This is a genomic window from Lyngbya sp. CCAP 1446/10 (genome assembly GCF_026130175.1).
Lineage (GTDB): Bacteria > Cyanobacteriota > Cyanobacteriia > Cyanobacteriales > Microcoleaceae > Microcoleus.
The window spans coordinates 25,648-40,148 of record NZ_JAIGNI010000011.1 but is presented as its reverse complement, the minus strand read 5'-3'; the positions used below and the strand labels follow the sequence as shown (position 1 = coordinate 40,148).

The 14,501-nt window shown below is 45.9% G+C and carries 9 protein-coding genes and 1 pseudogene; 5 read left to right on the top strand and 5 right to left on the bottom strand.

All coding sequences use genetic code 11. The features are described 5' to 3' along the window. Positions 1–359 precede the first annotated feature (359 nt). The gene (locus K4039_RS07355) at positions 360–716 is read left to right on the top strand and encodes a hypothetical protein (protein WP_265234496.1); all 357 of its coding nucleotides are present in this window, start codon (positions 360–362) and stop codon (positions 714–716) included. A gap of 52 nt (positions 717–768) precedes the next feature. Here K4039_RS07355 and K4039_RS07350 read toward each other — a convergent pair whose 3' ends face one another. The 3 genes from K4039_RS07350 to K4039_RS07340 form a co-directional block, all read right to left on the bottom strand. Next, a complete protein-coding gene (locus K4039_RS07350; RefSeq protein WP_265234495.1) occupies positions 769–1,737 on the bottom strand; it encodes a YegS/Rv2252/BmrU family lipid kinase in 969 nt (322 codons plus the stop codon). Between the two features lie 185 nt (positions 1,738–1,922). After that, a complete protein-coding gene (locus K4039_RS07345) occupies positions 1,923–2,651 on the bottom strand; it encodes a DUF3891 family protein (RefSeq protein WP_265234494.1) in 729 nt (242 codons plus the stop codon). 135 nt (positions 2,652–2,786) lie between these two features. After that, a complete protein-coding gene (locus tag K4039_RS07340; RefSeq protein ID WP_321161581.1) occupies positions 2,787–4,340 on the bottom strand; it encodes a metallophosphoesterase in 1,554 nt (517 codons plus the stop codon). 490 nt (positions 4,341–4,830) lie between these two features. On the opposite strand from K4039_RS07340, the gene K4039_RS07335 reads away from it, so the two are divergent. Beyond that, positions 4,831–6,216 carry a hypothetical protein gene (locus K4039_RS07335; protein WP_265234492.1) on the top strand — a complete coding sequence of 462 codons (1,386 nt, stop codon included), beginning with the start codon at positions 4,831–4,833 and terminating at the stop codon, positions 6,214–6,216. A 302-nt stretch (positions 6,217–6,518) separates the two neighbouring features. Here the strand turns inward: K4039_RS07335 and K4039_RS07330 are convergent, their stop codons facing one another. Further along, on the bottom strand, positions 6,519–7,361 hold the full coding sequence (locus K4039_RS07330; RefSeq protein WP_265234491.1) for a hypothetical protein: 843 nt from the start codon (positions 7,359–7,361) through the stop codon (positions 6,519–6,521). Between the two features lie 812 nt (positions 7,362–8,173). Here K4039_RS07330 and K4039_RS07325 point away from each other — a divergent pair. Next, positions 8,174–8,593: pseudogene (locus tag K4039_RS07325) on the top strand (transposase); the annotation flags it as partial. A 180-nt stretch (positions 8,594–8,773) separates the two neighbouring features. On the opposite strand, the gene K4039_RS07320 reads toward K4039_RS07325, so the two are convergent. Continuing rightward, positions 8,774–9,172 carry a DUF4342 domain-containing protein gene (locus tag K4039_RS07320; RefSeq protein ID WP_265234490.1) on the bottom strand — a complete coding sequence of 133 codons (399 nt, stop codon included), beginning with the start codon at positions 9,170–9,172 and terminating at the stop codon, positions 8,774–8,776. A 529-nt stretch (positions 9,173–9,701) separates the two neighbouring features. Between K4039_RS07320 and K4039_RS07315 the strand changes: the two genes are divergently transcribed. Together K4039_RS07315 and K4039_RS07310 are read left to right on the top strand one after the other, a co-directional pair. Then, the gene (locus tag K4039_RS07315) at positions 9,702–12,521 is read left to right on the top strand and encodes an AAA-like domain-containing protein (RefSeq protein WP_265234488.1); all 2,820 of its coding nucleotides are present in this window, start codon (positions 9,702–9,704) and stop codon (positions 12,519–12,521) included. 459 nt (positions 12,522–12,980) lie between these two features. Then, positions 12,981–14,441 (top strand): sensor histidine kinase, encoded by a 1,461-nt coding sequence (locus K4039_RS07310; protein WP_265234487.1) that lies wholly within the window; start codon positions 12,981–12,983, stop codon positions 14,439–14,441. Positions 14,442–14,501 lie beyond the last annotated feature (60 nt).

Below are 14,501 nucleotides of genomic sequence, written 5' to 3'. Positions count from 1 at the left end.
TTCCGTTGAAGTAATGCTCAAATCTAGAATCGGTAGGCTATGCCCCTGAAATGCGCTGCGGGCGATCGCAAAATGCTCTATTTTTATGTTAACAGGATTTACGCGCTTTGACTCCTAGAAACCGGGTTTTTACCGAATCTGCTGGTTGGAGCGCGTCTTTTCGTAAAAAACCCGGTTTCTGACCACTCGTTCGCAAGTTAGATCCAGTTAATTAACTTAGCATTATTTACATAGACTTGACAACAATAAAATAGAAAAAAACCGACATAAATTGTAGTAATAATAGCTCTCATATTAGTTGTTAGATCGTAGTTATAAAAGTTAAAATATAGATAACTAACAAATAAAACTTGCTATCTATGAAAATACAATCATCAGTCTTAGTCCATCTCGGATTTGGTAAATATGTACGATCCGATCGCGTAACAGCAGTAATCCCAATTGAAGAAGAACGGGGCCCTGGTCGCCGTACTTTCGTGCATATAGACGGCGAAGCAGACCCGATCGTTGCTTCGCGCGCCGAAGATACAATTGTTCGCGATTTGGTGCAGGAACCACGCGAAATAACTCAAGCTCGCCAGCAACAAGAAATCCTCCAAGATTTGCTGGCAGATTTGAGCAATGTTAATGTCACCGTGCGCCGCATTAGCCGCGATGAAGGTGGACTTGACCTCGAACTTTTGGAGCGCCGGATTCGCCAAATCTTAGAGGCTTAAAAATTAAAGACCGCCCGCGCGGTCTTTCTTATTGTTTGTGCCGCTGAAAAACTTAAGTTAAGGGTTTCATTGTAACTTCGATGTCCGCTAAACCTGTGAGTTTTTCCACCAGTGGCTCTACTTCAACTCGCGGTACAAAAATAGTTAAAGCTCCCGGAATGCACTCAATAGAGAGTGGAGTCATGCCGATGATTTCGCCGTCTACCACCACTTTTTGAGCAGGATCGGCAGTGATTTTTACTTTTTTGGCGCGCAAATAACCGATATCGTCGCTATCGGTAGGATTGCCACTCAAAGCTGTTTGTAATAGGTGATAAGAGGCTGCGATCGCCCCAGCTTTATTTTGAGGCGCCACCAGGGTGATGTCCAGCAACCCGTCATCGAAAATAATGCCCGCCGGGCCTTGCGCTAAAATGGAAGTAGGCGGCGCTGCATTCGCCACTGTCACAGCCACAGCAGTAACGGTGATGATTTTATCTTCGGTTTCGATTTCGGCTTCAAATCTTTCTAAATTGTTTAACTGTTGAATTCCTGAGAGAATGTAGGCCAGCATTCCCCAGCGATTCTTCATGTCGCGATCGGCTAATTCGACAGTTTCCGCCTCAAAACCCACTCCCGCTAGCAAAACCATCGGCATTTCACCGTTGCAAATCGCCGCATCCACCACCCGCGTCAATCCTCCCAAAATATTTGCGCAGGCGGTTTCAATTGTATTGGGAATCTCTAAAGCATTCGCAAAAGCATTCGCAGTTCCCCGCGAAATAATTCCTAAAGGAATATTTGTGCTGACAATCGCACCAGCAACCGCTGATAATGTGCCGTCGCCCCCGGAAGCAATAATTGCCTCAACTCCTCTAGCAACTGCTTCGTGGGCGAGTTGATCTGCGTCTATTTCTGGGGTTGTCAACCGAATATCTAAGTCAATAAACGGCTCTAAAAGTTCCCGGATTCTAGCTAAGTCTTGCTCTGGGTTGCTGTTGCCGGCGACGGGATTAAAAATTAGGCACGCTGAACGTTTCATAGGTAGTAATTGGTGATTGGTGATTGGTAATTGGTATTTGATAATTGGTAATTGGTGAAATTACGTCTGGTCGATCGACAACAATCAATTTGGTTTGTAGTGAGGACTTCAGTCCTTATTTTTCTAAGGACTGAAGTCCTCACTACGAACCGGGAACAGTGCAGTATTTCTGCTATTTGGTTTAATTAAGACTTAACAAAAGTCCACTCTAACATTTTTTTCGGAGCGTTTTGCAGCGCTTCCTTGATTTCCTGGTTGCTGTCGAACTTGACTTTATCCAAATGGCACGCTTCCACGTTGACAGTAAATTTATCGTCTTCAAAAGGCCAAGGAGTTACAGTCACCAGTTCGTTGCTGTGCTGTAGAATATCGTAGCGCTTTCCGTCGGGGCCGACACTAATTTCTAAAGCCCGTTCTCCGGCGGGTAACTCGCCGCTGCAAAGAATTAATGATAGCCGATCGCACCACTGGAAAAAAGCATAAGCTGATTGGGCCTCTTCCTTAGAAATCTTCATCTCCTCGCGCCACTTTTTTTGGTTGGCCAGTTGTTCGTCCAAAAATTCGTCGAGCTCCTTCGACTCTCCCCGCTTTCCTTCGTTCAGATAGCTCATGTGCATAGAAATCAGCATTGCTACCCACCGCCCGCGATATAGGGAATTCTCCGTCAATCCTCGCATTTTGGGCACAGAAGTTTCCGTGCTCAAGGTAAAATCTAAGGGCGCGCCCGCTTCAGTCAAGATATGTTCTTCCCACTCTTTCTCTAAATCGTCGTGGTGAGAAATCGCGGCTATGGTTTCGTAGAGGCGAACCGGAGATTTCGAGCGCTTCCACTGTCCGCCCAGTTGGGCGGCCAGCAAAGCATGGGCGCGGTGATAAATAATTTCCCAGCCGGTAGCGGTTAAGTTAGCAATCATTGAATTTTTCTCCTGAATTAAGTTGAGTGCAAAAATTGAAGATTTCCGCGTTTGAGACAGAATCTTTAGAGTTTCAAACTAAGGAATTAAGCCGTTTGCTTCGGCAAAACCCCATCCTGACGGCAATCTCATTCGTTAAATCACAAAAGGTTCGATCGCAATTTCCTGCCATTTCCCCTCAAATCGTTCGACAACCAAAGGTGTGACTCTGAACTTGGGGGGAGTCCCGTCAAGAACATCAATCCGCAAACACGAATAAGGACGGCGTTTGTGGGAACCTTGACCGCTGCGGCCGACAAATAGCAAAGATTCCGCTACCCGCCGGCCGGCTGTTTTGACACCCAGTTCGCGCCCCAATCGATAAGCTTCAGGAGTTGATGGTTCCTCCAACACCGGGCCTTCTGGGCGCTGGCGGCGCAGGCTGTGACCGCTTCCCCCGCAAACAATCCAATTAATGCCGGAGTCGCCATGTCCAGTATCCCCAGTCTTCAGGTGTTCCAAACAGTGGGCGTGGCCCGTTAGCACTAAATCTACTAGGGCACGCCCGCCCGCCTCTTTCTCAACTGCATCAGCCACCGCGTCGAGTACCTCGCGCAAACGCAACCGCACCGCCAAAGTTTGAGCTTGATTCCACTTTGTCGCCTCGGTCACGTAGGGGGGATGGTGCAAGTAAATTACTCGCCCACGCACCTCAGAATCACGCCAAGATGCAATCAGCCTTTGTTTGAGCCATTCGAGCTGTTCCACGTCGGTGGCTGTTTTGTCGGGGGACAGTTGTTTGTCAATATCAATCAGGATTTCGTCAAGTTGCTCTAATTTGGCGGCCAAGTCGTCTAGCTGTTCGGCTTCTGAAGGAATTTCGGGGTTTAGCCGATCGCACATTTCGAGCATTGCCAATTTTTCTTGTTCCAACTGCTGGCGCTCGATTTCTAAATTTTGGCGGCGAATGTCGCCCTGTTTGGTTTTCGGGATCGGTAAGGGTTCGTTGAAAGTATTGGAGTCGAGGGCGAAGAAGTCGATGCCGCCGCTGCGGAACGTGTAATAGCGGTTTGGTAAGCGGGTAAAGCGTCCGGGTTGGTAGCGGATGCAGCGGCCTGTGCTGGTGCTGGCGGTGTAGTGCGCGTCTAGGTGGCGATCGAGTTCTCCCGGCAATTTGTGAGCTTTCAGGTAGTCGAGAAACGCTTTAGCATAGGCATTTCCGCGATCGGAACCGTGCCAGCCAACATCGAGATCCAATTTGGAACCCAACAGCTTCCGCAGCGGATACGCTGTTGCCGACAGCAAGCCGTAGACTATGGGCAAGTCGTAATAGTCGTGGTTTCCTGGTACTGGCAAAAACGGAAAATTGAACACCATGCGATCGTAAGCAATCCGAGAAGGATGTTCGCCACCGACGATAAATTCTCGGTAGGGGCGAATAAAGTTTTGCAAGTAGTATTCGCTGGAACCTACTAGATAAACTACATCCCCTGTGTGGAGTGCGAAACGGCAAGTTTCCCGCTGCGAGAGCATTTGTTCGGCAATTTGCCGCTGGGGGTTGTGGCCGCGGTGGTTGCCCGTGCCGCTGTCGCCTAGAACTAAAAACGAAAACTCTGGGGAGTCTGTTGTTCGATCGTCCAAAACCATCCGAGTTTGGTCGATTCCCCGATCGACGATCGCCTGTTCTTGCCACCGCACCCGCTCGTTCATTTTGCGGATTTTGACTATTATCCGCGGATCGGACACGAATTTCACGCCGCCTAGTCTCCCAAATTGCTCAGTTCCTTGTTAATCATAGTGCAGCGATCGATCGACTTTTTACATCTCTCTAAAAGCTGAAAATCTATCTGGGGAAAGCGTGCGGGGGCTAAGAACTCGGTTTCTGCTTGCCCAGGAGCCGATCGACCCCTGTTGATCCGAGAAATCGTTTTTTTTGAGATTTAGCCAGCTTGCGGTTCTTGACTAACCGCTACAATCTACTGTTATTGATGATACAAATTGCTTTTGTTGCGGGAATCGCCACAAATTTTTAATTCTGAATTCTCCCCAATCGGTCTCTCCCTCTCTTCCTATCTTCCCCCCCGATCGTACTGCTCACTATCTGCAATTTTTGAGTCAGGAGTGATGGCACGATCGCAGCACCTTTTGATACCATGCAATCAAGTCCAAGACGATCAGGGAATGTAGTGGAGGTGCGTAAATGGAGCTTTTCGGAGAACAAAAACGGTGTCTGGATGCTTTGGTAGCGTCGATCGAGCAATTGGGAGGTCGAGCAGACATTCCGAAGCTCGAACAGATAGCTGAGTTAATCATTCAAACGATGAGAGGGCCTTGGCGCTACTTTCACACGTCGGAACACATTTTTGAGGTCGGGGGGTCAGTCGATCCGATCGAGGTGCTGGCTGCGCTATTTCACGACCTCGTGTACGTGCAAGTCGATCAGGGCGTAAGTTTCAATATCAGCAGCGCCCTTTGTCCTTTTGTCAAAGAAGTGCGATCGCAGTTAGTGATTAGAGATGAAACCGAACTGCCCGACGATACCATGTATCACCTTGTGGCCAGTGTCTTTGGGTTTGTTCCCGGTAAAACTCTCTCTCCCTTTGCCGGTCAAAACGAATTTTTGAGCGCCGTGATTGCTGCCAAATCTTTAGAGCCTTTTTTGCCAGCTAGTACGATCGCCGAAATCTCCGCCTGCATCGAAGCTACTATTCCTTTTCGTCCGGTTGCGCCCAACGGTTTAAGTGCGATCGAACTTTTGTACCAGCGGTTAGTAAATGTAAATCGCGATTTTGATTTTGGATGGACTGATGCCGAAACTGTAGAAATTGTCAAGCGTTCTGTGAGGCTATCAAATCGGGATGTAGAGAATTTTGCCTCTCCAAATTCCTCTAATTTCTTAGACAATACCTGGAACTTGATGCCGGAAACTAATCACGAATTGAGCAATGTCAATTCCTATACTGTTGGCGGATACCGCAAATCTCTGCAAAAAATGGAAGGATTTTTAAACTTCCTCAAACCAGAACTGGTTTTCCAGCAATTTATGCAAGAGCCGGACGATGAAACCTACGCTAACATGATTGCCCAAACACGAAAAAATATCGCCGCTGCCAAACTTTACCTGGGAATAAAACTAATTACCATCGCCATCTTGGAAGCTCTTTCCTACCGTTTGGGCCGCGACATTCCCCTTTCAACCATGATGGGAGAATTGCGCGCACCAGGATTTAAAACATCAGTTTTAGAGGATTATTTGCCCAACCGACCAATCGCCTACCCCTTAGAAAGTCAGTTGGAAAAAGAGGTTTTAGATTTGTTAGCAATAGGACGCAATCAAGAATCTCCCTATGATATTAAAAACTCGCCCGTAGCTACCTTTATTATCAAATCTATCGGCTTTGCTGAAACTGAAAATTTCCTGAAGAAAGCTCAAGACTTTTTTGCAGAGCGTATTTCGTCGGAAGAGTTTCTGTCTTACTGCGCTCCTGATGTCATCGACACCATCTCTTCGGGAGTTATGAAACTCTTTGACAGCAGGAAGATGGCTTTAGGAAAAGTTAAGTTAGCTCACCAAGCTGTTTCTTAGCATAGGTTGGCAGAATCTTAAAAAGTTTTCCATTGCACAAACCTGGTTCCTTGAGTTCAGCCACGATGTCCGGTTAGTCTGAGATGTTGTATCATTCTCGCTTAACAGGCTTTCGGGCCTGTTCCACAAAGAATAAGTTTTCTTGTGGGGAGTAGGGGTTGGGCAGGAGATCCCGCCCATAGCAGGCTGATTGACAATGGTGCAATATCTCAGTTTAAACCATAAAAAAAAGTCCTATTCAAAGGACTTTAGCTATGAGTCTGGGGTTTGAACCCCAGAAGGACTAATTCGACATCCAACTTCTATTTCTGTGAACCAGCCGCACCCTCTGCGCCGGAGTTGCTATCAGGTGCAGCAGTACCCGTAGGATTAGAATCGGTCTGGCTTTCGGTATTAGTTTTGCCGCTGGTACCTGCTCCAGAAGCGCCATCATTTGGAGTTGGAGATGGAGTAGCTGAACTCTCAGGTGCTGGAGTTGCTGGAGTGGAAGCTGGCTCCTTCTGCGAATTCGGAACCGTAGTATTAGTATTATTTGAGGGCGAAGATGGAGACGGCGCTGCTTGCTGAGCGGGTGCATCTTGCTGCTGTGAATTTGGAGCCGTAATATTGGTATTGGGAGCCGGATTTGCTTGAGGAGTCGGAGTTGCGTTTTGAGCTGGACTTGGTTGAGGAGCAGGCGTAGCCTTTTGAACTGGAGATGGTTCAACCGGAACCGGAACACTCTTTTCAATGATCGTTTTTTCTCTCTCTATAATCCGAGTCGGAGCAGGTGTTGCTGAAGGCTGATTCGCTTTCGGTACAACAATCACAGGAGCAGGAGTAGGAGTAGGAGCCTCCTCACCCCGATTGAAGTAATATACACTGCCCAGAACTAAGCCTGCCAAAGAAGCAAGAAGAATCCCTAACAGTAACCCGCGACCTGCATTCTCATTATCGCGGACTTCTTGGACTCCAGCTTGGCGGTGGTTTTCCGCGATTTGACCCTGTACATAACCTTGATCATGAGCTGCTTCTTTAGAAGCCTTCCCCGTTGTACTCGGAACACTTGTAGTAGTTCGTGTTGTACTGACATGACCGTTAGTTGCATCGGTGTGAACTTCTTGATGAATTTCACGGTTAGAGCTATTTTCTTCGTTAGGTTTCATAAAAAAACTCGGTAAGTGGGAAACTCAGAGACTTTAGTCCTGAGAGGAAAACAACCCGGCGGTTTAAACCGCCTTGAATCTTTCCATTACCGCCTTGGGATTGCTTAGCGGGAGTGTACTTTTGTGGTGTACTTTCGATGGGACAATTACCATCTCAAGCCTTGCAATCCTGTACGCATAATGTTTGGCATTTCTACCTCTCCCTTGCGGGGTGATGTTCGCTTCGCCAATGTTATTAGGGCTTGTTAGGGGCTAGTAGCACTGTCTCAGTGACTTTAAGACTGTTTAACCACTAGCGATAGGGCGGAAAACTAGCGTCGCATTCTCCGGTATCGTGACCCAGATAACGTAGTCAGTTAAGACTTAGGCTGGTCAGAATAGCTTGCTTCAACTTTCGTCTTACAAGCTCAGTGGCTTTAGCCCTGAGTTCCTGACAATTATCTTCGTCACAACTATTCAAAAAATATTTGTCTGTAGGAGATGCTTATGTTTGAAAACTTGAGCATCTCCTGTTCAGCATTTAAACCACTTATTTCGATTCACTGTCAAGAATTAGGTGTAAGCGTTGGGTGTTTGGCTCATACCAGTTTAAATGCTTAACAGCTTTCAGCTTAGGGAGTTTAGAGAACTTTTGGTTTTTCCTTCATTTGTATCCAATCTAACTCGCCAAGGTAGTAACCAGGCTCTACCCCTAGAGTGATTGTCGGAGTCCCCAAAGGAATAGAATTAGCCGGACTTGAACAAAAGAATACGGGCTAATTGAGTTATTTATAATGCTTGCTCTGCAAGCATATAAGCTTAAAAAATGAGCAATGAAAGAGACAACCCCTGCCGCGGTGCCCCCTGCTTTGATCAATTTTGTCAAAGATTTGACGATATCTGTGGTCATCAAGCCCAAAAACGGGAGTTTAGGAACTATTTAGGCGGAGTATTGAGAAAAAATAAGCGAAAAAAACTGTCGCAGATGGCTGGAAAAGCCGTCGGAGTAACTTACCGCAAATTACACCATTTTTTAACGGCAGCGCCTTGGTCATTTAGTGAAATGAATCAATGTCGGCTGGAGGTAATGAATCAGTGTCACCAAAGCAAGATTAGTCGAGGATTTAGCCTGATCAGAGATAATTCATGGCACCCTTAAAAGTGGCAACTTTACTGCCGGAGTGGGAAGACAATACATCAGAGAAATCGGGCAAAAAAAGAAGGGAATAGTAACAGTTACTAGCCATCTATTTATCAAGCCAGTTTGGGCTTGAAATTTGTTTAAGTCCGGTTAGATAACCACAATTAAGTTTTTAGCAGCAATAAAGGCAAGTTTTTTCTCATCCATCAAGAGAGTACGATCGTACTCACTACCAACAAGCTTTATTGCAGGAAATTAACCGGACATCAGCATTACTGACAACTGAGGTTTTTTAATCTTTTCTTTCAATGATGATGGTCATGTGAGCGACTAATGCACCGATCGCGCCTACTGCTGCAATCACTGGAAACAAAGCCGCACCGATCACTCCGCCGACTACTCCCACCGTCAGAGGAACTTCTACCAAGATCCGTCCTTCTTCATTTTTGATAATGATGCGGCGGATATTGCCTTCGTGAATCAACTCTTTAACTTTAGCAACCAAATCCTCGCCGTTAATCTTCAACTCCTCAACGCTAACTTTGTCCTGAGTATAAGCAGGCGTTTCTAAAGGAGTCGTTTCAAAGTTAACATCAGTAGCTTTTTGGCCCGAAACTGTTCCAGATACAGGTATTGATTCGAGTTCTCTTGTCCCGACTGGTTCTTGTTCGCGATCTGTAGGTGTGTCCATTTTTTGTTCTCCTTTTAGGTAAAAGTATTTATGTATATAATTACCTAGTAAAGATAACACACAATTTTTTGTCGATAAATCATTCTTTTGGGTGATATTGCTGCTGGTGTTGTCATGCTCTTCTATCTTAATTTTTGACGGCTCGATTTCCCCTCTCCCCTTCTTCCCTTGTGCCAATACGCGAACTGTCTACCTCTGAGCCTCGCACCGCTTCACCCTTAAAAAACCTCCGATCGCGACAGCCACAGGATTAGAGCTAATTTCACGCCTTGAGATATTCAGACTCAACAGATGTACAGGTTGAAATACTGACATTGTACTGAAAGTGCGATCGCCCCACCGTCTATAGAGTTAACACATCTAGTTCGGCAAACCGCACATGGAAACCCTCGCTTACTTTCCTCAACAGTCATTTTTATTCAACTCAGTGCGATCGCCCCACAAAACCCGGCCCCCCGAGGTTCCTCCCATGAACATCTTAGAGTTTCTAATGAGAATTGCTTAAAATAAAGGGGAAGCAGAAGTAATTATGATCGAAATATTATCGCAACAAAACCAATTATCTCAAATTGAAGTTGAGCTTGGGGCAAAGTCCGCTAAAATAGAATTACTTCCTTCTGCTTCCCCTTTATTTCCCGTGTCCGATTTGCCAGCGACAGAATTTGAATATCAAGTTGGCGGCAGTTTGCAGGCGAATGCTCTTACCTACGTCACCAGATCAGCAGATAGCGAACTTTACGACTCGTTAAAAGCAGGCGATTTTTGCTACGTGCTCACCTCCCGACAAATGGGAAAATCGAGTCTGCGGGTGCAAACAGCGCGCCGCTTGCAAGCAGAAAATATTGCCTGCGGCATTGTTGACATCACAGGAATTGGCACGGCCCAAATAACTCCGGTGCAATGGTATGCGGGCTTTACAGCCACTCTTGCCAACAGCTTTAAAATTAAAATGAATGTCAGGACTTGGTGGCGCGATCGAGAACACTTGCCGCCAGTCGTTAGATTAAATGAATTTATCGAACAAGTATTGCTTCCTGCGAGCGATCGCAATATCGTAATTTTTATCGACGAAATTGACAGCATTCTCTCCCTGAACTTCTCCAGCGACGACTTTTTTGCCTGGATACGCGGCTGCTACAACAAACGTGCCGAAAATCCCCAATACAACCGCCTAACTTTTGCCTTATTTGGAGTTGCGACTCCTCAAGATTTAATCTCTGACCAAACCAGAACTCCGTTTAATATCGGCCGCGCCATTGAACTCAAAGGATTCGATCTTACCGAAGCCGCACCTTTAGCCAGAGGATGGCCAGAAAAAATCGACAATTCCCAAGAAATTCTCAAAGAAATCTTAGCATGGACGGGAGGACAGCCATTTCTCACTCAAAAACTTTGTCAATTAACTGCTCAGAAGTTAGCAGCACAAACCAGCAGCAACTGCAATAGCCCAGCCAACTGTCAATTATTCATTGCTGAATTAGTGCAGTTAAGCGCATTGGAAAACTGGGAATTTCAAGACGAACCGGAACATCTCAAGACAATTCGCGATCGCCTTCTGAGAAATCCCCAGCGCACCGGCCGTTTGCTAGGAATTTACCAACAAATCTTAGCCGATCTGACTCTTCCGAACAGCCCAAAAAATTCAGCAGAAGAGTTAATTTGTCAAGATAATTTTTCAAAAGACAGTTCCGAGAAAATGGAACTGTTACTGTCAGGTTTAATCGTCAAATACGCAGGTAAACTGAGAGTATTTAACCCGATTTATGCCTCTGTTTTTAACCGAGAATGGATACAGCAAGAATTAGCAAAGCTCCTGCCTTACTCCGAGTCGATCTGCGCTTGGGAAGCCTCCAACCACACCGACACTTCCCGCTTGCTGCAAGGCAGAGCTCTCGCAGAAGCGTTAACCTGGGCGGCAGACAAAAGTTTGGGCGATCGCGATTATCAATTCCTATCAGCTAGCCAAGAACTAGAAAATCTGGAAATTCAAAGAGCTTTGGAACTAGAGAAAGTAGCTTCGCAAATATTAACCGAAGCAAATTTAGTCTTGAGTAAAGCTCAGCAAAAAGCCAAGCGAACAGTCCAATTTAGTTTGTTGGGACTCGCTGCAATTTCCGCAATCTCTGCTAGCGTCCTCCTGCACGCGCAGCGAGTTGCCCAAAAAGCTGAAAATCAAAAAAAACAAGCGATAATTACCTACATTGAAGCACTCAACTCTACCGCCGATATTTCCCTAAGCTACGATCAGCTAGGAGCTTTAATCGCAGCAGTCAGCGCGGGCAAAAAATTGCGAGAAATAGAAGTTTACCCAGCGCTCAAAACACAGACAGTAAATATACTGCACCGAACTCTAAATGCAGTCAGAGAACGTAATCGTTTGTCTAACGGACACACGGCTAATTTCAGCCCGGATGGTAAGTTAATTGTGAGTGCAGGTGACAAATTTCTGGTGAAAATTTATCAGCCTAACGGCAAGTTAATTTTGAGTTTACATGGACACACTGAGTCAATTACTGAGGTGGTTTTTAGTCCAGACAGTCAGTTAATTGCTTCTACAAGTTTTGATAAAACTGTCATAATTTGGCGCAGCGACGGAACTTTGCAGCAAATCTTGAAAGGACACCAAGATTTAGTTTGGAGCGCGAGTTTTAGCCCCAAGTCTCAACTAATTGCTACTGCTAGTTCCGATCGCACTATTAAGATTTGGAGTGTAGGTGGCGTTTTGCTGCACACTTTAAAAGGACATACTAGACCAGTTACATCAGTCAGGTTCAGTCCCGATGGTAATCTGTTGGCTTCCACCAGTCAAGATCGAACTGTCAAGCTTTGGAAACGCACCGGGAAAACACAGTTTCAACTTGAGAAAACTCTTTTGGGACACAAAGATGAAGTGTGGGGATGCAATTTCTCGCCAGACGGTGAGATGATTGCTTCAGCGAGTCACGATTGGAAGGTGAAACTTTGGAATACTGACGGCAAGTTGCTGAAAACTCTCGACGATTCTACAGCAGGTTTGGGTAGTGTCAGTTGGAGTGCAGACAGCAAGTTGCTCGCAGGGGGCAGCACGGATGGGAAGGTGAGACTTTGGCGGCGCGACGGTACTTTGCTGCAAACTTTTAGGGCGCATCAAGCGGATGTGTGGAGTGTGAGTTTTAGTGCCGATCGCACAACTTTAGCATCTGCCGGGAAAGATTCGTCGGTGAAGCTTTGGAGTCTCGATGCTGCTAAAGTAGAAGCTGCCGAACTTGACAAACTGCTCGCAGTCGGCTGTCGCTGGCTCGGAGACTACCTGCAATACAATCCGCGTGTTGAGAGCGATCGGCATTTGTGCGAAACCACTGATAATTGATATTTCTTGGCAATTCCCCGTAACTGATTTTACATGAATTGTCGCAGCGGGCGATCGGCTCCATATTTGTCGCTAGTTTTGTCTGATTGTCATATAATTTTAGGTAAGGGGTCATAGCAAATGTAGTGGCACTGGCCGCGGATGTCTATCAATCTGAACTAAATTAATGTTATCAAACATTAAAGGTAGTTATCACTACAATATTCTGATTAGTAGAATCTTGGATCGATTAAAATTTAGTAAATACTCAGGTATCACAGGGGTGACTGCTGTCAACCGATTATATCGTTTATGACGGTATTCGCATGATTTAAGGTACAAAAAATTGTGCTTAATCTATTGGATTGAAGAACAGAGAGTAGGGTTGATTGCCAAGCGAAAATAGAGGTTGAAATCGCAGTGTAAATTAGGCATACTCCAGCAGCCAACCGCAACTACCAATTACCAAAGGAGGGAGCAGTGTATGAAACTGATGGGTTGAGTCCCCTGAAATCGCCGCTCGGTTTGCGATCGACTCTAGAGGAATTAACTCTGTACAATTTTCTCCTAGAGTCAGAATGTCTGGGTGGCGAAGTTGCTAAAATTTTTCAAGCTAATCCTTTACTTCCCGGCATCATCATTACTGAGAAAGGAAAGTTTACAGGGATGATTTCGCGCAGGCGTTTTTTTGAACACATGAGTCGTCCCTACAGCTTGGAGTTATTTTCTCAACAGCCTTTGTTGATTCTCTACCGCTTTACTAAAACTGATATTTTGGTTCTCGATCGCAAAACCCCAATTATGAAGGCAGTGCGGCAGTCTCTAGAGCGATCGCCAGAACTGATCCATGAACCCATTGTAGTGCAGGTAGAGCCGGACAATTACCAACTTTTAGACGTGCACCAACTGCTGCTTTCTCAGTTGCAGATTCACGAGTTGTCAACAGTGGCGATGCGGGAATCCCAAGCACAGTTGAGGTATCAAGCCCAACAACTCGAACTTGCCCTGTTGGAACTTCAGCGCACTCAAACCCAACTAATTCAAACAGAGAAAATGTCTTCTTTGGGGCAGTTAGTAGCAGGAGTCGCTCACGAAATTAACAATCCGATCGGCTTTATCTACAGCAATTTGCACCACGCTAAAGAGTATACGCAAGGTTTAATGCGGATACTCGAACTCTACCAGCAGCACTGTCCAGAAGCCCTCGCATCAATTGAAGCCGAATCAGAAACAATCGAACTCGATTATTTGCTGGAAGACTTGCCTAAAGTCTTTAATTCCATGCAGCAAGGTGCAGAAAGGGTGCGTGACATCGTTTTGTCGCTGCGGAATTTTTGCAGGTTAGACGAAGCTGAAATGAAGCAGGTCAACATCCACGACGGTATCAACAACACGATTATGCTTTTGCAAAGCCAGCTTAAAGGGAAACCAGGGCAGGAGGCGATCGCAATTCACAAAGAATACAGCGACTTGCCGCTGGTGCAGTGCTATCCCGGACAGCTAAATCAGGTATTTATGAATATTTTAGTTAATGCAATTTACGCTCTTCTTGAGTGGAACAAACACGAAAATGTCGATGGAAAAAGCCTGAATAATTCGCAAGCAGGCGAGAAAAATGATTCCCTTGCAAATAGTCGTCAGATGCCTGCGATTCGGATTCGCACTGAGTTAATCGAGGGAAAAAAGGTAATAATTAGGATTTATGACAACGGCCCGGGGATGACAGAAGATGTTCGGAAGCGGTTGTTTGACCCTTTCTTTACTACTAAGCCTGTCGGCCAAGGAACGGGTTTGGGACTCTCGATTAGCTATGAAATTGTTGTCAACCAACACGGCGGTGAGTTGAAGTGCTTGTCGGAACCGGGAAAAGGAACAGAATTTGCGATCGAGATTCCACTTCAACAGTTTTCCCCAGCACATATGTTACCTCGCTTTGCGTGACTGCTGTTCGCGAGCTATATGAACTCGCAAAACATAACTACTGACTACTGACTAATGACT

What these genes read in the sequence shown, in the direction of transcription:
- K4039_RS07355 (WP_265234496.1), top strand. Translation starts at nt 360, where the DNA reads ATGAAAATACAATCATCAGTCTTAGTCCATCTCGGATTTGGTAAATAT.
- K4039_RS07350 (WP_265234495.1), bottom strand. Translation starts at nt 1,737, where the DNA reads ATGAAACGTTCAGCGTGCCTAATTTTTAATCCCGTCGCCGGCAACAGC.
- K4039_RS07345 (WP_265234494.1), bottom strand. Translation starts at nt 2,651, where the DNA reads ATGATTGCTAACTTAACCGCTACCGGCTGGGAAATTATTTATCACCGC.
- K4039_RS07340 (WP_321161581.1), bottom strand. Translation starts at nt 4,340, where the DNA reads ATGAACGAGCGGGTGCGGTGGCAAGAACAGGCGATCGTCGATCGGGGA.
- K4039_RS07335 (WP_265234492.1), top strand. Translation starts at nt 4,831, where the DNA reads ATGGAGCTTTTCGGAGAACAAAAACGGTGTCTGGATGCTTTGGTAGCG.
- K4039_RS07330 (WP_265234491.1), bottom strand. Translation starts at nt 7,361, where the DNA reads ATGAAACCTAACGAAGAAAATAGCTCTAACCGTGAAATTCATCAAGAA.
- K4039_RS07320 (WP_265234490.1), bottom strand. Translation starts at nt 9,172, where the DNA reads ATGGACACACCTACAGATCGCGAACAAGAACCAGTCGGGACAAGAGAA.
- K4039_RS07315 (WP_265234488.1), top strand. Translation starts at nt 9,702, where the DNA reads ATGATCGAAATATTATCGCAACAAAACCAATTATCTCAAATTGAAGTT.